Source organism: Saccharopolyspora sp. NPDC045839, from assembly GCF_056431645.1.
Genome location: NZ_JBWKKH010000017.1, coordinates 70729 through 88492 on the forward strand (window position 1 = coordinate 70729; position 17764 = coordinate 88492).

General features: G+C 71.4%; 15 protein-coding genes. 3 read left to right on the forward strand and 12 right to left on the reverse strand.

What is annotated here, in order from left to right; translation table 11 throughout:
- Nucleotides 1–95 precede the first annotated feature (95 nt).
- From AC07EQ_RS23460 to AC07EQ_RS23475, 4 genes are all read right to left on the reverse strand, one after another.
- Complete coding sequence (locus AC07EQ_RS23460; RefSeq protein WP_478390044.1) at nt 96–860, reverse strand: amino acid ABC transporter ATP-binding protein; 765 nt, start codon at nt 858–860, stop codon at nt 96–98.
- Nucleotides 857–1714, reverse strand: a complete 858-nt coding sequence (locus tag AC07EQ_RS23465; RefSeq protein WP_478390045.1) for an amino acid ABC transporter permease — start codon at nt 1712–1714, stop codon at nt 857–859. Before AC07EQ_RS23465 ends, AC07EQ_RS23460 begins: the two co-directional genes overlap by 4 nt.
- Before the next feature lie 21 nt (nt 1715–1735).
- Nucleotides 1736–2659, reverse strand: coding sequence for an ABC transporter substrate-binding protein (locus tag AC07EQ_RS23470; protein WP_478390046.1), 924 nt, complete (start codon nt 2657–2659; stop codon nt 1736–1738).
- A 184-nt stretch (nt 2660–2843) separates the two neighbouring features.
- Complete coding sequence (locus AC07EQ_RS23475) at nt 2844–3089, reverse strand: hypothetical protein (protein ID WP_358503808.1); 246 nt, start codon at nt 3087–3089, stop codon at nt 2844–2846.
- Between the two features lie 155 nt (nt 3090–3244).
- On the opposite strand from AC07EQ_RS23475, the gene AC07EQ_RS23480 reads away from it, so the two are divergent.
- Nucleotides 3245–4747, forward strand: a complete 1503-nt coding sequence (locus tag AC07EQ_RS23480) for an ArnT family glycosyltransferase (RefSeq protein ID WP_478390047.1) — start codon at nt 3245–3247, stop codon at nt 4745–4747.
- A gap of 3 nt (nt 4748–4750) precedes the next feature.
- On the opposite strand, the gene AC07EQ_RS23485 is transcribed toward AC07EQ_RS23480, so the two are convergent.
- The 4 genes from AC07EQ_RS23485 to AC07EQ_RS23500 form a co-directional block, all read right to left on the reverse strand.
- Entirely contained in the window at nt 4751–6061 is a 1311-nt protein-coding gene (locus tag AC07EQ_RS23485) for a PrsW family intramembrane metalloprotease (RefSeq protein ID WP_478390048.1), read from the reverse strand.
- A 147-nt stretch (nt 6062–6208) separates the two neighbouring features.
- The gene (locus AC07EQ_RS23490) at nt 6209–7633 is read right to left on the reverse strand and encodes an amidase (protein ID WP_478390049.1); all 1425 of its coding nucleotides are present in this window, start codon (nt 7631–7633) and stop codon (nt 6209–6211) included.
- Between the two features lie 102 nt (nt 7634–7735).
- Nucleotides 7736–9229 carry a CoA-acylating methylmalonate-semialdehyde dehydrogenase gene (locus tag AC07EQ_RS23495; protein WP_478390050.1) on the reverse strand — a complete coding sequence of 498 codons (1494 nt, stop codon included), beginning with the start codon at nt 9227–9229 and terminating at the stop codon, nt 7736–7738.
- Nucleotides 9226–10527: an aspartate aminotransferase family protein gene (locus tag AC07EQ_RS23500; protein WP_478390051.1), complete on the reverse strand. Its 1302-nt coding sequence runs from the start codon at nt 10525–10527 to the stop codon at nt 9226–9228. The genes AC07EQ_RS23495 and AC07EQ_RS23500 overlap by 4 nt, the downstream gene beginning before the upstream one ends.
- A gap of 154 nt (nt 10528–10681) precedes the next feature.
- On the opposite strand from AC07EQ_RS23500, the gene AC07EQ_RS23505 reads away from it, so the two are divergent.
- Nucleotides 10682–12304 carry a PucR family transcriptional regulator gene (locus AC07EQ_RS23505; RefSeq protein ID WP_478390052.1) on the forward strand — a complete coding sequence of 541 codons (1623 nt, stop codon included), beginning with the start codon at nt 10682–10684 and terminating at the stop codon, nt 12302–12304.
- 68 nt (nt 12305–12372) lie between these two features.
- Here AC07EQ_RS23505 and AC07EQ_RS23510 read toward each other — a convergent pair whose 3' ends face one another.
- A complete protein-coding gene (locus AC07EQ_RS23510) occupies nt 12373–12981 on the reverse strand; it encodes a TetR/AcrR family transcriptional regulator (protein WP_478390053.1) in 609 nt (202 codons plus the stop codon).
- 153 nt (nt 12982–13134) lie between these two features.
- Here AC07EQ_RS23510 and AC07EQ_RS23515 point away from each other — a divergent pair, with 153 nt between their 5' ends.
- Complete coding sequence (locus tag AC07EQ_RS23515; protein WP_478390054.1) at nt 13135–14700, forward strand: MFS transporter; 1566 nt, start codon at nt 13135–13137, stop codon at nt 14698–14700.
- An 871-nt stretch (nt 14701–15571) separates the two neighbouring features.
- Here the strand turns inward: AC07EQ_RS23515 and AC07EQ_RS23520 are convergent.
- From AC07EQ_RS23520 to egtC, 3 genes are all read right to left on the reverse strand, one after another.
- Complete coding sequence (locus AC07EQ_RS23520) at nt 15572–15913, reverse strand: hypothetical protein (RefSeq protein ID WP_478390055.1); 342 nt, start codon at nt 15911–15913, stop codon at nt 15572–15574.
- A gap of 120 nt (nt 15914–16033) precedes the next feature.
- Nucleotides 16034–17005 (reverse strand): L-histidine N(alpha)-methyltransferase, encoded by a 972-nt coding sequence (gene egtD / locus AC07EQ_RS23525; protein ID WP_478390056.1) that lies wholly within the window; start codon nt 17003–17005, stop codon nt 16034–16036.
- Nucleotides 17002–17763, reverse strand: a complete 762-nt coding sequence (gene egtC / locus AC07EQ_RS23530; protein ID WP_478390057.1) for an ergothioneine biosynthesis protein EgtC — start codon at nt 17761–17763, stop codon at nt 17002–17004. Before egtC ends, egtD begins: the two co-directional genes overlap by 4 nt.
- Between the last annotated feature and the right edge of the window lies 1 nt (nt 17764).

Below are 17764 nucleotides of genomic sequence, written 5' to 3' on the forward strand. Positions count from 1 at the left end.
TCTCTCGGCCCCTGTCCGTGAATTTGCACCGGATGGTCGAACCTCCCGCAATTTCAATGGAAATCAGAGGTTCGATTTCAATGGAAATTGCGGAGTCAGAGCACCTTCGACAGGAACGACCTGGTGCGTTCGTGGCTCGGGGCGGCGATGATCTCGCGCGGGTCGCCGTGTTCGACGATGGTGCCCTCGTCCATGAAGACCAGCGTGCTGCCGACCTCGCGGGCGAAGCCGATCTCGTGGGTGACCAGCAGCATCGTCATCCCGTCGGCGGCCAGGTCGCGCATGGTCGCCAGCACCTCGCCGACCAGTTCGGGGTCCAGCGCCGAGGCCGGCTCGTCGAACAGCATCACCTTGGGGCGCATGGCCAACGCCCGGGCGATCGCCACCCGCTGCTGCTGCCCGCCGGAGAGCTGGCCCGGGTAGGCGTCCTCCCTAGCCGCCAACCCGACCCGTTCCAGCAGCTCGCGGGCGCGCTCGCGCACTTCCTCGCGCGGTTCCCGCTTGACCCGGCACGGCGCCTCCAGCAGGTTCTCCAGCACCGTCATGTGCGGGAAGAGGTTGAAGCGCTGGAAGACCATGCCGATGTCGGCGCGCTGCCGGGCGATATCGCGCTCCGGCAGCTCGATCAGCCGGTTGCCCGACCGCCGGTAGCCGATCCGGGCGCCGTCGACCTGCACCTCGCCACCGTCCACCCGCTCCAGGTGGTTGATGCAGCGCAGCAGCGTCGACTTGCCGCAACCGCTGGGGCCGATGATGCAGCACACCTCGCCGGGGTCGACCTCCAGGTCGATGCCGCGCAGCACCTCCACCGAACCGAACGACTTGCGCACGTCCCTGAGCTTCACCAGCGGGGTGCTCACGCGACGGTCCCCTTCCCGTAGTGCCGTTCGACGTAGTGCTGCGCCACGGTGAGCACCGATGTCATCGCGAGGTACCACAGCGCGGCGACGATGAGCAGCGGCATCGTCTGGTAGGTGCGGGAGTAGATGACCTGCGCGCTGTGCATCAGGTCCATCGCGCCGAGCACGCTGACCAGCGAGGTGTTCTTCAGCGTGGCCACCGTCTGGTTCGCCGTCGGCGGGATGATGATCCGCATCGCCTGCGGCAGCACGATCCGGCGCAGGATGTGCAGCTTGCCCATGCCCAGCGCCTGCGCGGCCTCGGTCTGCCCGCGGTCCACGCCGAGCAGGCCGCCGCGCACGATCTCGGCCATGTAGGCGGCCTCGTTGAGCGCCAGCCCGAGCACCGCGGCGACGAACGGGGTGATGAACACGTTGGCGTTGCCGGAGATCAGCACCGGGCCGAACGGGATCTTCAGCTCCAGCACCGGGTACAGGGCCGAGAGGTTGAACCAGAAGATGAGCTGGATCAGCAGCGGAGTGCCGCGGAAGAACCAGATGTAACCGGCCGCGGCGCCGCTGATCAGCTTGCTCTGCGACTGCCGCATCACGGCCAGCACGACGCCCAGCAGCAGCCCGGCGACCATGGTGATCGCGGTCAGCTCCACGGTCAGCAGCGCACCTTCGGCGATGGACCGCGCCGTGAGGTACTCCGCGACGACGTCCCACTCGTACTGCTCGTTGGTCACCAGGCTGGTCAGCAGCGCCGCGCCCAGCAGCGCCAGGACCACTGTCCCGACGATTCGCCACGGCCTCGGCCGCTTGACGATCACCAGCCGGCCGGCCTCGCCGACCGCTGCGTCCACTGTGGTCATGAGCGGGGTTCTCCTCGCTGGTCAGGAAGCCGGGGTTTCCACGACGGGGTCGACGATCGCGTTGGCGTCCATCCCCCAGCGGTGGAAGATGCGCCGGTAGCCGCCGTTGTCCATCAGCGTGCGCAGCGCCGCCTGCACCGCCGGGGTGAGGTCGGAGTCCTTGGGCAGCCCGATGGTGATCGCGCTGACGTTCAGCTCGCCGATCAGCTCGAACGAGTCCGGCGCCTGCGTCTGGGCGTAGGCCAGCACCGGCGTGTCGGCGAACACCGCGTCGACCCGGCCGCTGTCCAACTGCAGCAGCGCATCGTTCTGGCTGGGCAGGATGACCGGCTCGATCGGGTCGGTGCCCTTGCAAGTCCGCTCGCTGAGCTCGGGCAGCCGCTGGGACTCCTGGATCGAGCCCTGCTGCACGGCGACCTTGAAGCCGCACAGCCGCTCGGTGGACAGGCCCAGCGGATTGCGGGTCTTGACCGCCAGTCCACTGCCCCAGGAGCCGTAGCGGACCATGTCGAGCGTCTCCAGGCGCTTGGCCGTGGGCGACATGCTGGAGATCGTGAAGTCGTAGCGCTTCGCCTGCAGTCCCGGGATGATCCCGTCCAGCGGCACGTTGTGCAGCGTCACGGGGAGGCCGAGCAGGCGTCCCATCGCCCGCGCCAGGTCGGGGTTCAGCCCGACGATCGTCGTGTTGTCCTCGGCGTAGAACTTGGTCGGCGCGCTGGAGACGTTCATGACCACGTTGAGCGTCCCGGCCTCGCGGATCCGCGCCGGCAGCAACGCGGCGACGGCCGGATCGGCGGCGAGACCGTCGAACGTCTCGTACTTGGGCCCGTCCGCGGTGCCCATGACGTTCTCGTCGGGGTTCGTGCAGCCGACGGCGGTCAGCGACACCACCAGCGCGCCGGCGACGAGCAGCCGCAGGCGGCGGGCGGCGGGCAGTGAGGGCATGCGCACTCCAGATGGCTGCATCGGCGACGATCCCGGCTGGCGGGTGCGGCTCGGCTCGGCGGGAGTAAAACGTATATTGAATCCAACTCCGGTTTGGCCGCAAGACCTCCAGCGCGAGTCATCGCGCCCGCGGGCGACAGGAAGACTTGCGCTCGAACCCAGATTTCCGTTGTGGACGGTTGCGTCAGTACTCGTGCATGTACCGGTCGAACGCGGCGTTGGCCGCCGCCCACTCGTGGGTGATCAGCTCGGTCGGCACGTCCGGCCGCGGCTCGGCGTCCACGGTGACGACGAACCCCGGCTCGGAGACCCGGCGGCGCAGCTGCACCAGGCACCCGCCCGCCGAGCGGCCGAACCGCTCTCCGTTGTCCTTGGACTCGACCTGGCCCGGCTGCAGGGCGGACAGGTCGTCGTTCGGGTTTTCCGCCATGCGCCCGTTTGTAGCCCAATCCGGCAATCCCGGCACGCCGTCGCCTGCCGGTTCGAACAGGCGTGCCCCCGCCGCGCGCGGAAACCCGGGATCGGCACCGCGGCCCGGTACCGCAACTAAACTGCCTCGCGAAACGCGCGAGGTCAGGGGGGCAGATGAGCGCGAGTTCCAGCACCGCCGCCGCGGAGACCACCGACCGCATCCCCCGCGCTCTCCCGCCGTTCGCCCGCGCCGCGGTGCCGGTCGTCGCCGCGACGACCCTCGCGCTCCTGCTCGCCCTGACGACCCGCTACGACTACGTCACCGACGAGCTCTACTTCCTGGCCGCCGGGAGGTACTACCCCGACTGGGGGTACATGGACCAGCAGCCGCTGGTCCCGCTCCTCGCCGCGTTCCTGGACCGGGCCTTCCCCGGTTCCCTGTTCGCGTTCCGGCTGCTCCCGGCCGTCGCCACGGCGCTCGGCTCGATCGTCACGGCGCTCCTGGCGCGGGAGCTGGGCGGGAGCCGGCGGGCCCAGGTCCTCGCCGCGGCGGCGTACCCGCTCTCGCCGTGGATCCTGCTCAACGGCCACTGGCTCACCGCGTCCACAATGGAGCTGCTCCAGTGGACGACCATCCTCTGGTCGCTGACCCGCTGGGCGAGGCTCCAGCACGGCGGCGTCGACCGCGACCGGCTGCTGCTCGGCATCGGCCTGATCACCGCCCTGGCGGTGCAGACGAAGTTCCAGGTGCTCGTGCTGATCGCGGCTCTGCTGGTGAGCATCGCGATCACCGGCCCGAGATCCCTCTTCGCCCGGCCGGCGCTGTGGCTCGCCGCCGCGATCCCGCTGGTCACGGCGGTCCCGACGCTGTGGTGGCAGGCCCGCCACGGCTGGCCCGTCCTGGCGATGGGCACCGCGGTGAACAGCGAGAACGACCGGCTGCTCATGGTGCCGACCGCGCTGTTCTACGCGGGCCTGCTGGTGGGCGCCGCGTGCTGCTGCTACGGCGCCCTCCGGCTCCTGCGGGCCCCGGAGCTGCTGCCGTTCCGGTTCCTCGGCTGGGCCGCGATCGCGGTGTTCCTGTTCTTCCTGGCCGCCGGCGGCCGGCCGAACTACGTCGCGGGCCTGTTCGGGCTGCTGTTCGCCGCGGCGGCCACCGGCTTGCAGCGCCGCACCGGAAAGCTGCTGTGGCCCGCCTACCTGCTCTCGGCGGTCCTGCCGCTGTCGCTGCTGCCGGTCTACCCGCTGGGCTTCCTGGCCCGCCATCCCGAGCTGCCGAGCTACGTCCGCCTCTACGAGACCGGCTGGCCCGAACTCACCGAAGCGGTCGCCCGCGCCTACCGAGCGCTCCCGGCCGAGCAGCAGCGCCGCACGGCGATCATCGCCGAGAACTACTACCTGGCGGGGGCGCTCGACGTACTCGGCCGGAAAGCGGGCCTGCCCCGCGCCTACAGCCCGCACCGGGGCTACTGGTTCTTCGGCGCACCGCCGGAAACCGCCGACTCCGTGCTCTACATCGGGAGCAGGAACCCGCTTGCGATCCACTTCGGACGGTCACGGGAACTCGGCGAGATCGAGACGGGCCTGGTGAACGTGGCGCAGGGCAATACGATCACGCTCTACCAGGACCCGTTGCAGCCGTGGCCCGCGCTGTGGCCGCGAATCCGCACGATCTGACGCTCACCTCGGGCCCCAGGGGCCGCCGGGCCGCGGGCCGTTCGGCCCCGGCGGCTGCGGCGGACGCCCCGGCGGCCGGTGCGGGCGTGGTTGGTAGGCCGGCAGCTGGCCCGCCGCGAGCTGCGCGGGCGGGGCGAAGAAGCCCGACCGCTCCTGGCGGGCCCACGGCGGCGGAGGCGCCTGCGGCAGCCGCCGGAAGAAAGCGTCCCGCGCAGTCCGCATCAACCCCAAGATCGCCTCCCGCCTGGCGAAGAACTTCTCCGGCGGGATCGTCTCCTTCTCGGCGTGCGCGTGCAAGAGTGCGAGTTCGGTGGCCGCCAGCTGGTAGTCACCCATCGCCCGCGCCCCGGTCGCGCCCGCCTGCGCGCGCGCCCAGCGCCGCGCCTGCCGGCGACCGGCGAGGCTGCCGAGCATCTGCACGTCGCGCGGCTGCACCAGGCCGCTCGGGATGTAGGCGGGCAGGTACTTGCGGATCAGGTGCACCAGCCGTTTGCGGTCCAGCACCACGATCACGACCAGCGCGATCAGCACCAGGAACTGCACCAGGTACGCCACCACCATGCCCGGGAAGCCGGCGAGCGTCAGGCTGCCGTTCCACAGCGCGTGCAGGAAGACCGCGCCGCACCAGCCGCCGACCACGGCGAAGAACCGGCCCACGCCCCGGTGCGTCGCGGCGTAGGCGACGCCGAGCCCGGTCATCGCGGTGTACATCGGGTGCCCCAGCGGCGCGATCACGCCGCGGATCAGCACCGTGACCCAGATCTCGCCGGTCTCGGCGCCCAAGCCCTGCATGTAGTAGAGGACGTTCTCGACGAGCGCGAAGCCCAGCCCGCACATCCCGGCGTAGACGAGCCCGTCGGTCGGCCCGTCGATCTCGTGCCGCCGCACCCACAGCAGGTACAGCAGCAGCGCACCCTTGAAGCTCTCCTCGACCACCGGCGCGACGATCGACACCGTGACCACCGAGGCGGCCTCCGCGCCCAGCGCCGGAGCCATCAGGATCTCGCTGCCGGTGTTCACGACCAGCGCGCCGATGATGGCCACCCCGGCGCCCCAGCCGAACGCCAGCCACAGGTTGAGCCGCGGCTCCGGCTCCAGCCGGTCGATGAGCAGGATCAGACCGATCAGCACGACGGCGGTCGGCAGCGCCAGCGCGGTGCCGATCACCACGTTCACCGGCCCGCCCTGCAGCAGGTAGAAGGCCAGCGCCAGCAGCAGGCAGAAACCGGACACGACCAGGCCGATGATCAGCGGTATCGGCGCGCGGTTGGTGCTGCGGCCTTCCAGGACGGACCGAGGACTGAGTGCGGGCATGCCCGCGAGCGTAGGAGATGCCTCGAGCCCCCACCCCGGGTACCGCGATCTCGCCGGAGATCACCGGTTGCCGATCGTCCCGGACGGGGCGCCCTCGACTCGTTCCGGCCGACCGCCCGGCGCCTCCTCCGAGCGGTCGGCGTCGCGCTAGAGCGCCGGACGGTGGCTTTCCGTGTACGCCCACGGCCGGACCCGCTCCAGTTCCTTGCCCAGCCGGAACACCGTGGCGTCGTCGTAGGTGTGGCCGACGATCTGCACACCGGTGGGCACGCCGTTGTCGCCGTGCCCGCTGGGCACCGCGAGCACGGGGCACCGGTTGTTGATGTTGAACGGGGCCGTCAGCGTCGCGTCGGAGAACCGGGCGAAGCGGTGACCGTCCACTTCGAACTCGCCGATCAGGTCGTCCCCGGCCGGCAGCGCCGGAATCGCCGCGGTCGGGCACAGCAGGGCGTCGAAACCGGACATCGCCTCGGCGAGCTCGCGCTGCATGCGGGTCTCGATCCGCAGCCCGTCGAGGAAGCCGCCCCGGTCCGCGGCCTTCGCCGCCCAGCCCAGGAACGCCGCGGTGTAGGGCGCGACGAGGTCACGCCGGTCGCCGACGACGTCCTGGACCAGCGCCCCGAAGATGGAGCCGAAGTGCAATCCGGTGGCCCGGCCGATCTCCTCTCGGGTCCAGGGCAGTTCGATCTCCTCCACGACCACCCCGGCCTGTGCCAGCGCGTCGGCGACCGCGCGGGTGTTGCGCTCGACGTCCGGCTTGACGTCGTAGTCACCGAGGCGCACGCACAGCGCCACCCGCATCCCGGCGGCCGGTTCGTACTCGGTGGGCAGCGCGATGCGGGGCCGCAACGACGTGTGGTCGCGCGGGTCCGGGCCGATCAGCGTGTTGGCGAACAGGATCGTGTCGTCGACGGTGCGGGCCAGCGGGCCGTCGCCGCGGTAGAAGTCCATCGACAGCGGCGGAGTGCCGGGAATCCGGCCGTAGGGGGCCTTGAACCCGACCGTTCCGGTGAAGGCGGCGGGAATCCGGGTGGAGCCGCCGATGTCGGAGGCCGTGGCCAGCAGCGCCGTGCCGGCGGCGAGCGCGGCGGCGGACCCGCCGGAGGAGCCGCCGGGCGTGTAGTCCGGGTTCCACGGGTTGCGGGTGACACCCCACATCGGCGTGTGGGTGAACGTGGAGATGCTGAACTCCGGCGTGGTGGTGCGGGCGTGGATGATGCCGCCCGCAGCCAGGACGCGGTCGATGACCGGGGCGTTCTCGGCGGCCACGTTGCCCTTGTTGATCAAGGATCCCTCGGTCAGCGACCGGCCCGCGATGGCGTGCTTCTCCTTGGCGGCGACCGGGATTCCCTCCAGCGGCCGGGGCGCGGGCCCCTTTCCCAGGTACCGGGCCTCGGCTTGCGCGGCGGCCGCCAGGGCCTCGTCGAAGAGCCGCTCGGTGAACGCGTTCACCTCGGGCTCGACCTGCTCGGCGCGCTCGATCAGCGCCTGCAGCAGCTCCACCGGTGACAACGCGCGCTTGGCGAACAGCGCGCGTGCTTCGGTCGCACTGAGGTAGATCAGCTCCGACATGCCACTCCTTTATTCAGCTGTTGCACCGTTGTCGCGCAGGTGTCGTGAGTGGACGTGGCCGCTGGGGCGACCACTGCCACTCACGACACCTCTGCCGAGACCTCAACTGTTCTGCGGGAACCCGAGGTTGACGCCGCCGTGGGACGGGTCCGGCCACCTCGTGGTGACCACCTTCGTGCGGGTGTAGAACTGGATGCCGTCCGGGCCGTAGGCGTGCGCGTCGCCGAACAGCGAGTCCTTCCAGCCGCCGAACGAGTAGTACGACACCGGCACCGGGATCGGCACGTTCACGCCGATCATGCCGACCTCGACCTCCTCGCAGAACTGCCGCGCGGCGCCGCCGTTCTCGGTGAACACCGCCGTGCCGTTGCCGTACGGGTTGTTGTTGAGCACCTCGATCGCCGAGTCGTAGCCGGGCACCCGGAGCACCGACAGGACCGGCCCGAAGATCTCGTCGGTGTAGATCGACATGTCGGTGCCCACGCGGTCGAACAGCGTCGGCCCCAGCCAGAACCCGTCGTCCCCGCCGTCGACCCGCACGCCGCGCCCGTCCACCACCAGGTCCGCGCCCGCCTCGACACCGGCGTCCACATAGGACGTCACGCGGTCCCGGTGGGCGGCGGTGACCAGCGGGCCCATGTCGCAGCCGCGGCGCCCGTCGCCGACGCTGAGCTTGGCCATCCGTTCCGCGATCTTGGCGACGAGCTCGTCGCCGACCGGGTCGACGGCGAGGACCGCGGAAATAGCCATGCACCGCTCGCCCGCCGAGCCGAACCCGGCCGACACCGCGGCGTCCGCGGCCAGGTCGAGGTCGGCGTCGGGCAGCACCACCATGTGGTTCTTCGCCCCGCCGAGGGCCTGCACCCGCTTGCCGTTGCCGGTGCCGGTCTCGTAGACGTAGCGCGCCACCGGCGTGGAGCCGACGAACGACACCGCCTTCACCACCGGGTGCGCCAGCAGCGCATCGACCGCGACCTTGTCGCCGTGCACGACGTTGAACACGCCGTCGGGCAGCCCGGCCTCCTGCCACAGCCCTGCGATGAAGTTCGCCGCCGACGGATCCTTCTCGCTGGGCTTGAGCACCACGGCGTTGCCGCAGGCGATGGCGCCCGGCACGAACCACAGCGGCACCATGGCCGGGAAGTTGAACGGCGAGATCACCCCGACGACGCCCACCGGCTGCCGCACCGAGTGCACGTCCACGCTCGTCGAAGCATTCTCCGAGAAGCCGCCCTTGAGCAGGTTGGGGATGCCGCAGGCGTACTCGACGTTCTCCAGGCCGCGCTGCACCTCGCCGGCGGCGTCGGAGACGACCTTGCCGTGCTCGGCGGTGATGATCTCGGCCAGCTCGCCCTTGCGCTGGTTGAGCAGCTCGCGGAAGGCGAACAGCACGTTGGACCGCTTCGCCAGCGACGCGCGCCGCCAGCTCTTGAGCGCCTCGGCGGCCGCCGCGACCGCGGCGTCCACATCGGACTCCGCAGCGAACGCGACCCGCTTGGTCGCCTGTCCGGTGGCGGGGTCGAAGACCTCGCCGGTGCGCTGCGGCGTCGCGTCGGCGGGCTTGCCCGCGATCCAGTGCCTGATCAGTTCTGTCATGCGTGGAGCTCCTGGTCGGCCAGCGTGATCGTGTCGGTGAGGATCTGCAGCGCCTGCGCCGCTTCCTCCTCGGTCAGCGTCATGGGCGGCGCAAGGCGCAGGACGTTCCCGTGCAGCCCGCCCTTGCCTATCAACATTCCGCGCCGCTTAGCCAGTTCCATCACCCGCGTGGCCGAGGCGGCGGCGGGCGTGCGGGTGCCGGGTTCGACGAGCTCGACGCCGATCATCAGGCCCTTGCCCCGCACGTCGCCGATCAGCGGGCACCGCTGGGCGTGCGCCCGCAGGCCGTCGAGCAGCCGGGTGCCGAGCTTCGCGGCGTTGCCCTGCAGGTCGTGGTCGAGCAGGTAGGCCAGGGCGGCCCCGGCGCCGGCGGTGGAGATCGGGTTGCCGCCGAAGGTGGAGATCGAGTTGGCGGTCAGGCAGTCCATCAGCTCCGCCTCGGCGACCACCCCGCCGATGGCCAGCCCGTTGCCCAGGCCCTTGGCGAAGGTCATCGCCGCGGGCACCACGCCGTGCGCCTGGATGCCCCAGAAGTGCTCGCCGGTGCGGCCCCAGCCGGTCTGCACCTCGTCGGAGATCAGCAGGATCCCGTACTCCTCCAGGACCTCGGCGAAGGCGCCGAACAGCCCGTCCGGCGGGGTGGCGAAGCCGCCGACGCCCTGGATCGGCTCGGCGATCATGCAGGCCACGTCGCCGGCGGTGGTGGTCTCGATGACATCGCGCAGGTCGTCGACGCAGGCGGCGATGTAGTCGGCGTCGGAGAGGTCCCGGAACGGGCTGCGGTAGCGGTAGCCGCCGTGCACGTAGCTGACCTTCACCGGCGACAGCGAGCTGGCCGACCAGCCCCGGTTGCCGGTCACGCCGAGGGTGCCGAAGGCCCGCCCGTGGTAGGAGTTGCGCAGCGCGAGGACCTGGTTGCTGCGCCGGTACTGGGTGGCCAGCATGAGCGCGGTCTCGTTCGCCTCGGTGCCGGAGCCGGTGAAGAACACCTTGGGGTTGGTCATCCCGGACAGCTCGCCGATCCGCTCGGCCAGCTCCACCTGCTGGCGGATCAGGTAGAGCGTCGAGGTGTGCAGGATGCCGGTGTCGACCTGGCGGCGGATCGCGTCGCTGATCTCGGCGACGTCGTAGCCGATGGCGTTGGTCAGGATCCCGGCGAAGAAGTCCAGGTAGGTGTTGCCGTCGGCGTCGGTGACGTGCCGTCCCTCGCCCGCGACGATCTCGATGGGCTCGTCGTAGTAGAGCGCCAGCCAGCCGGGCATGGCGGCGCGGTGCCTGGCCAGCAAGGATTCCGTCATCAGCGTCCTCTTCCCTCCAAGGGCGGCCGGTTCCTCCGCGGCGGTCGTGCGTGCCGCTGCGGCCAGTCTGGTCGGCCGCGGCGGCCGCTTCCACGGACAACCTGTACTCATCTGGCGCCGCGGGCATTACGGTTTGTGCACCATGGATGCCGCGATGAAACCGACCTCGCCGGACGTGCTGGCGCTGCCGACCGTGTCCGAGGTGCTGGAGCTGCCGGTCCTGCGGCGCGGCAAGCCGCGGGTGGTGGCCGGCGCCTCCGGCCTGGACGGGCGGGTGCGCTGGGTGCACGTCGCGGAGATCGCCGACATCGCCCCGTTGCTCAGCGGCGGCGAGCTGGTGCTGACCACCGGCATCGCGCTCCCCGAGGAGCCCGCGCAGCTGGTGCGCTACGTCGACGAGCTCGCCGCGGTCGGGGCGTGCGGGCTGGTCGTGGAACTGGTGCGCCGGTGGCGCGACCGGGTGCCGACGGCGCTGGTGGACGCGGCGCACCGGCACGACCTGCCGCTGGTGACGCTGTCGGAGGAGACGAAGTTCGTGGCCGTCACCGAGGCGGTGATCGCCCGGATCCGCGACGCCCAGCTGGCCGAGCTGCGCGCGACGCACGCCATCCACGAGACGTTCACCGCGCTGACCACCTCGGGCGCCGAACCCGCGTCGGTGCTGCGGGAAGCGGCACGGATCGCCGGCCGCCCGGTGGTGCTCGAGACGCTCGCCCACCAGGTGCTGGCCTACGACTCGGCCGGTCAGGATCCGGTGGCGCTGCTGGCGGACTGGGCGGAGCGGTCCCGCTCGGTGGTGCAGTCCGGCCGCACTTCCTACGACCCGGACCAGCGGTGGCTGACTACCGTGGTCGGGGCTCGCGGCGACGACTGGGGGCGGCTGGTGATGCTCGGGCCGGAGCCGCCGCACCGGCACGTCGTGGTCGCCGAGCGGGCGGCGTCGGCGCTGGCGGTGAACCGGCTGGCGACCCGCGACCGGGAGAGCCTGGAGCGCCAGACGCACCGCACGCTGATCACCGAACTGCTCGCGGGCAACGCCGACACCGCCGATCTGGCGGCCCGGTCCGCGGGCGTCGGCGTGCCGCTCGACGGTCCGCTGGTGGGCATCGCGGTCCGCCCGCACACCACGACGACGGTCGCCCCGGCCCTGGAAACCCAGCAGGTGCTGCGGGATCTCGCCGAGGCGACGGCGCTCGCCGCGCGCAAGGCGAAGCTGCCGGTGCTGGTGGGCGTCGTCGACGACGTCACCGTCCAAGCCCTGGTGTCGCTGCGAACGCCCGAAGCCGACGCCGTGCTGACCCGCTTGGCGGCGGAGGTCCGCCGGTCCGCGGGCACGCATTCGCTGCAGGTGGTGGTGGCGGCCGGCAGCGTCGTCGGCTCGATCGCCGGCGCGCGCCGGACGCTGACCGAGGCCGCGCAGGTCGCGGAGGCGGCGCTGCACATCGACGACGGCGGCCGCGAGTTCCACCGCCTGGACGACGTGCGCTTGCGCGGGCTCTTGCACCTGCTGCGCGGCGACGAGCGGCTGATCGCGTTCGCGGAACGGGAACTCGGGCCGATCATGTCCAACGAACGGCTGCTGGACGCCTTGCGATCGCTGTGCCGCCACGGCGGGAACAAGTCCGCGGCAGCGGCGGCGGCGCACCTCTCCCGAACGGCCTACTACGCTCAGCTGGCGCGCATCGAGCAGCTGCTGGACGTGTCGCTGAGCGCGCCGGAATCCCTGGTGTCACTGCACGTCGCGCTCCTGGCACGGGATCTGCACAACAGCACGTGAACCCGGGCGGACAACTCACGGACGTCTCCCAAGTCGGGTCCGGGGCCGTGAGCGTGGAACACGTCGAATCAGGGGCGGGGGCTCAGAGTTCGGCGGATCAGGTCCTGGGTCTGCTTCGTCAGGTCCGCGACGTCGATCTCCGCCCCGGTGGCGATCAGTTCGTCGAGGAGGCCGTCCACGCCGTGGTAGACGATCCGGAACGCCGTGGGCGCGTCCGGCGCGAAGGTGCCGTCGGGCACGCCGTCGGCGACGAAGTCGCCGATGCGGTCGATCACCCGGCGGTTGATGTCCTTGCACAGCTCCAGGGCCTTGGCGTTGGCCGAACCGTAGACCGTGCGGTGCAGTTCGGCGTTGCGCACCGCGTGGTCCAGCAGCGCCGCCCACAGTTCGTCCAATGTGGACCACCTCGACCCGTTGCCGGCGAGCACCCGGTCGGCGATCTCCAGGATGCCTTCGACGTAGCGCTCCCAGACGGCGGCGAGCAGGTGTTCCTTCGACTCGAAGTAGAGGTAGATGGTGCCCTGGGCGATCCCGCCCGCCCGGGCGACCTCCGCCATCGTCGCCCGAGCGAAACCCGTGGTCGAGAAGACCTCGGTCCCGGCCCGCAGGATCGCTTCGCGCCGGTCCTCCGGGCTCATCGTCACCCGGCGGCGGCGTGCCGGTGTTCGTGCGGACATCTCGGCAACCCTTCTGCTGTGCGGCGGGCGCCAGCATAACACCCGACTGAACGATGCTCACTGAGCCGCGCTCATTGACTGACTGAGCATCATTCAGTTAGCGTTCGCGGCGGCGCTCTCGCGCCGTCCGATCACTCCGCGAGGTTCTCCCGAATGCCGAATTCCCCTGCCCCCGAACGTCATCCGCGACTGCTGCTGGCGCTGATCAGCAGCGGCGTCTTCCTGGTCCAGCTCGACGCGACGATCGTCGCCATCGCCCTGCCGGACGTGCAGGCGCACCTCGGCGTCGGCGTCGGCGATCTGCAGTGGATCGTCGCCGGCTACACGCTCATGCTCGCCGGGCTGCTGCTCACCGCGGGCACCCTCGGCGACCGCTTCGGCCACCGGCGGCTGTTCCTCGGCGGGCTCGTCGCGTTCACCGCCGCCTCCGTGCTGTGCGCGCTCGCGCCGACCTTCGAGGCATTGCTGGCGGCGCGCATCCTGCAGGGCGCCGCGGGATCCGTGCTCATCCCGGTGTCGTTGGCGCTGATCAGCACGGTGTTGCCGGATCCACGAGCGCGCGCGAAGGCCATCGGCACCTGGGCCGGCATCGGCGGGCTGGCGCTCGCCGTCGGACCGCTGCTCGGCGGCGTGCTGGTCGGAGCCTTCGGCTGGCCGAGCATCTTCTGGGTGAACATCCCGGTCGGCGCCGCCGCCGCGCTCGCCCTCCGGCACCTGCTCCCAACGCACCGTCCACAAGGGACTCGTTCGCTCGATCCGCTGGGGCAGCTGCTCTTCACCGCGTCGATCGCCACGCTCACCTACGCGCTGATCGAAGGCGGGCGCGACTGGACGGCCACGCCCGTCGTGGCCGCGCTGGGGGTCGCCGCGACGGGGCTGGTCGTCTTCGTGCGCTGGGAGCTGCGGCACCCCGACCCGATGGTGCCGATCCGGCTGTTCCGCAGCCCGGTGGTGCTGGTCGCCGGGGCCGTCAACCTGTTCGGACTGCTCGGCCTCTACGGCGGCATCTTCTTGCTGACGCTCTACCTGCAGCAGGTGAACCGGCTCAGCGCGACGGCGGCCGGACTGCGGTTCCTGGCGCTGAACCTGGCGATCATGATCTTCTCCTACCTGGCCAGCGTGCTGGCCGCGAAGCTGGGGCCGCGGCCGCCGATCGTCGCCGGTTCGGTGCTGACCGCCATCGGCCTGCTGGGCCTCACCGGGCTCGGCGTCGGCACCGGCTACGAGCAGTACTGGTGGGCGCTCGCGCTGCTCGGCGCCGGGGTTTCGCTGGTCGGCGCGCCCGCCACCGTGGCGCTGCTGAGCGCGGTTCCGCCCGGGCAAGCCGGGGCCGCATCGGGAATTTCCAACACGTTCCGGCAGCTGGGCAGCGTGTTCGGCGTCGCGGTCTGCGGCACGCTGCTCGTCTCGCACCTGCGGGCGGAACTGCCCACCCGGCTGCCGGCGCTCCCGGCGGCCGCGATCGACCCGCTGTCCAGCGGAGATCTGTCGATCATCGACCGGCTCCCGATCGACCTCCGGCAACCGGCCTTCGACGTCAGCGCACGGCTGCTCGTCGAAGGGCTGCACCTGGGCACCCTGGTCGCCGCCGCCTGCGCGCTGCTCGCCGGAGTGGCCGCCCTGCTGTTCCTGCCCCGAAGCGGCGCGATCCGGCCGCTTTCCCAGTCCCAGCCACAAGTCCGCGCCCGCCGGGGAAGGACGCCGCGGCGCCGGGTGTAGCCTTGGGCCGCTGGCCGCGCACTGACGGCACCTCCCCCCAGTGGCTGTCGGTGCGCGGCCGGCCCAGAGCCCGATTCGCCGCCACAGCACCGAAAAACGGCATTCGCCGCACCGCGACCGCACCCCTCCCCGCAAAACGAAGCACCCCCCGATGCCAGCGGCTCCCAAACCGATCACGACGGTCCCGATGGTGCTCGCCAACGCGATCGAACAAGCCCCACCCCCCGGCGCCGGTGCCGGTGCCGGTGCCGGTGCCGGTGCCCAGTGCCGCAATTTCAATGGAAATCGAAGGCCCAATTTCCATTGAAATTGCGGAAGACCGGAACTGGACGCCCGCACCTGGCGGGAGGCCCGCCGTGGGCCGCGCCCGATTTGACCACCGTGCGTGCACGGTGACCCCGGTTCGCCCGCCATTCGGGCGAGTGGTCGATCATTGCCACCGGAGGGCGTTGGGCCGAACGGGTCATTGCCCGTCCACCGGGCGTCACGCGTCCCCTGCGCGCCAGTCCCGTCCGCGGAGGTGGGGAAGATGTTTCGACCGAAGCACCACTGGCAACCTGCCGAGCAGCAGCGGCACGCCGTCGCGGGAACGCTGCCGGACGGGCGGCGCCATCGGGACGGGGAATCCATAGCGAAGCCAGCCGCCAAGTACACCTCGCCGTCGCCCCCGAGGCCGGCACCCCGGAGCGCTGGCTCACGTACTGCGTCGTGGAGATCCCCACGAACGTCGCCGAGGTGTCCGCGCAACCGGGCGGCATGCCGTGCATGGGCTGCCTCAGCGCCCCCGGCGGCCCGGCGAGACCGCGACTCGGCTCCGGATAGCAGAACCGCACCCACCCGGAGACCGGGCAGGTGCGGTCGGCTGCGACGATCAGCGCGAGAAGGTCACGGAACGCACCGCGACGTCGCGCGGGGCCTGCTGCCCCGGCTGCAGAACGTAGTAATACACGTCGCTGGAGCAATTCGAGTCCAGGAAGACGATCGCCGTTGCGTCGGTGTTGTTGCGCACCCCGTAGGCCGGGGCTTCCGGGTTCGGCAGTTCGAGCCGGTGGCAGAGCCGCCCGGCCGGGTCGAAGAGCGCGCGCTGGTGGTAGGCGTTGGTCCCCTCGACCCAGTAGCTGAATTCGCCGTCCGCGGCGAGCGCAGAACCGGGCAGCGACAGCAGCAGACCGGCCGCACCGAGTGCGGCGGCGACAGTTGCGCGTAGACGCATCGAAACCGTCCCTTTCTGGGAAAATCGGACGCTGACACCGCAATACTCGTGTTCCCGCCCGCACGCGCCACCGCGATCACCCGCCGGTGGGGTGATCACCGCCGAATTCACCGATCGGCTCTACCGCGCCACGGCCAGCGACAGCGCGAAGTCCTCGGCGTCGTCCAGCCACCAGTGGCGCAGCTCGAATCCGGCCACCGCCAGCTCGTCGCGGACCCGGTCGTGCCGGAACTTCGCCGAGATCTCGGTGCGGATCTCCTCTCCCGCGGCGAAGTCCACGCCCAGGCCGAGCTCCGGCAGCCGGACGTGCATCGGCCGGCCGGCCCGCAGCCGCATCTCGATCCACTCCTGCTCGGCGTTCCACAGGGCCACGTGCCGGAACCGCTCGGGCGCGAAGTCGGCGCCGAGTTCCCGGTTGAGCACCCGAAGCACGTTGCGGTTGAACTCCGCGGTCACTCCCCGCGCGTCGTCGTAGGCGCGCACCAGCCGCCCGGGATCCTTCACCAGGTCGGTGCCCAGCAGCAGCCACTCGCCCGGCCGCAGCGTCGCGCGCACCGCGGCGAAGAAACCCGCGCGCTCGGCCGGCAGCAGGTTCCCGATCGTGCCGCCCAGGAAGGCGATCAGTCGGCCCGCCCCGGCGTCCAGCGCTGACAGGCCGCTGGTGAAGTCGTCGACGACGCCGCGCACCCGGAGTTCCGGGTAGTCCAGCGCGATGGACTCCACGGCGGCGCGCAGCGCTGATCCGGACACGTCCAGCGGCACGAACCGCTCCAGGGTGTCGGTCTTGCGCAGCGCGTCCAGCAGCAGCCTGGTCTTCTCCGACGACCCGGACCCGAGCTCGACCAGGGTGGCCGCGCCGGTGATCTCGGCGATCTCCAGCGCGCGCCGCTGCAGGATCTGCTGCTCGGCGCGGGTCTGGTAGTACTCCGGCAGGGTCGTGATCCGCTCGAAGAGGTCGCTGCCCGCCGCGTCGTAGAACCACTTGGGCGACAACCACTTCGGGCTGTCCGTCAGTCCCTCGCGGGCGTCGGTGCGCAGCGCCCGGGCCGCGTCTTTCTCGGTGAATCGGACGAGAAGTTCCGGCTCGCTCATCGCTCCCCCATCGACAACTCCGACAACGACGTCACCCGCGCATCCGCGGTGTCCGCGACGAGCAGGCACCGGTCCGGGACCTCCACCCACCCGGTTTCCGGGCCGAACGGCTCCGACGCCACCGTCACCGCCGCCTCCGCCCGGCGCATCCACAGCGCGTGCGTCCAGGTGGTGGCGATCAGCCGGGCACCGTCGGAGAGCAGCAGGTTCAGCCGCGAATCCGGTGCGGCGGCGACGACCTCGCACACCAGCTCCCGCACCGCCCGGTCGGGCTCCTCGCCGTCGGCCAGCCGCTGCCGCAGCAGCGCCCACAGCAGCGCCGAGTCGGTGGCCGCCTCCAGCGTCAGCAGGTCCACGACCTCCAGCCGGGCGGCGAGCTTCGCCAGCGAATCCGGCCAGCCGGTGACCCGGCCGTTGTGGCTGAACAGCCAGGTGCCATCGGTGAACGGCGCGCACGCGCCCGGCGTCACCGGCATGCCGACGGTCGCCGAGCGGACCGCCGCGACCACCGCGCCGCTGCGCACGTCCGCGGCCGTCTGCCGGAACGATTCGTCCGTCCACATCGGAACGGCGGCCCGGTAGCGGGCGACCGCGCCGTCCGGCCGGTACCAGCCGACGCCGAAGCCGTCGGCGTTGATCGTGCCGCCGCCGCGCATGTCGTTGGGCGCCCACGTCTGCTCCAGCAGCGAATGGGCCGGTTCGAGCAGCAGTTCCGCCAGCGACACGGCTGGCCCCAGGTATCCCACGTGCCGGCACATC

What these genes read in the sequence shown, in the direction of transcription:
- egtD (WP_478390056.1), bottom strand. Translation starts at nt 17,005, where the DNA reads ATGAGCGAGCCGGAACTTCTCGTCCGATTCACCGAGAAAGACGCGGCC.
- AC07EQ_RS23465 (WP_478390045.1), bottom strand. Translation starts at nt 1,714, where the DNA reads ATGACCACAGTGGACGCAGCGGTCGGCGAGGCCGGCCGGCTGGTGATC.
- AC07EQ_RS23520 (WP_478390055.1), bottom strand. Translation starts at nt 15,913, where the DNA reads ATGCGTCTACGCGCAACTGTCGCCGCCGCACTCGGTGCGGCCGGTCTG.
- egtC (WP_478390057.1), bottom strand. Translation starts at nt 17,763, where the DNA reads ATGTGCCGGCACGTGGGATACCTGGGGCCAGCCGTGTCGCTGGCGGAA.
- AC07EQ_RS23505 (WP_478390052.1), top strand. Translation starts at nt 10,682, where the DNA reads ATGAAACCGACCTCGCCGGACGTGCTGGCGCTGCCGACCGTGTCCGAG.
- AC07EQ_RS23485 (WP_478390048.1), bottom strand. Translation starts at nt 6,061, where the DNA reads ATGCCCGCACTCAGTCCTCGGTCCGTCCTGGAAGGCCGCAGCACCAAC.
- AC07EQ_RS23510 (WP_478390053.1), bottom strand. Translation starts at nt 12,981, where the DNA reads ATGTCCGCACGAACACCGGCACGCCGCCGCCGGGTGACGATGAGCCCG.
- AC07EQ_RS23480 (WP_478390047.1), top strand. Translation starts at nt 3,245, where the DNA reads ATGAGCGCGAGTTCCAGCACCGCCGCCGCGGAGACCACCGACCGCATC.
- AC07EQ_RS23490 (WP_478390049.1), bottom strand. Translation starts at nt 7,633, where the DNA reads ATGTCGGAGCTGATCTACCTCAGTGCGACCGAAGCACGCGCGCTGTTC.
- AC07EQ_RS23500 (WP_478390051.1), bottom strand. Translation starts at nt 10,527, where the DNA reads ATGACGGAATCCTTGCTGGCCAGGCACCGCGCCGCCATGCCCGGCTGG.
- AC07EQ_RS23470 (WP_478390046.1), bottom strand. Translation starts at nt 2,659, where the DNA reads ATGCCCTCACTGCCCGCCGCCCGCCGCCTGCGGCTGCTCGTCGCCGGC.
- AC07EQ_RS23495 (WP_478390050.1), bottom strand. Translation starts at nt 9,229, where the DNA reads ATGACAGAACTGATCAGGCACTGGATCGCGGGCAAGCCCGCCGACGCG.
- AC07EQ_RS23475 (WP_358503808.1), bottom strand. Translation starts at nt 3,089, where the DNA reads ATGGCGGAAAACCCGAACGACGACCTGTCCGCCCTGCAGCCGGGCCAG.
- AC07EQ_RS23515 (WP_478390054.1), top strand. Translation starts at nt 13,135, where the DNA reads ATGCCGAATTCCCCTGCCCCCGAACGTCATCCGCGACTGCTGCTGGCG.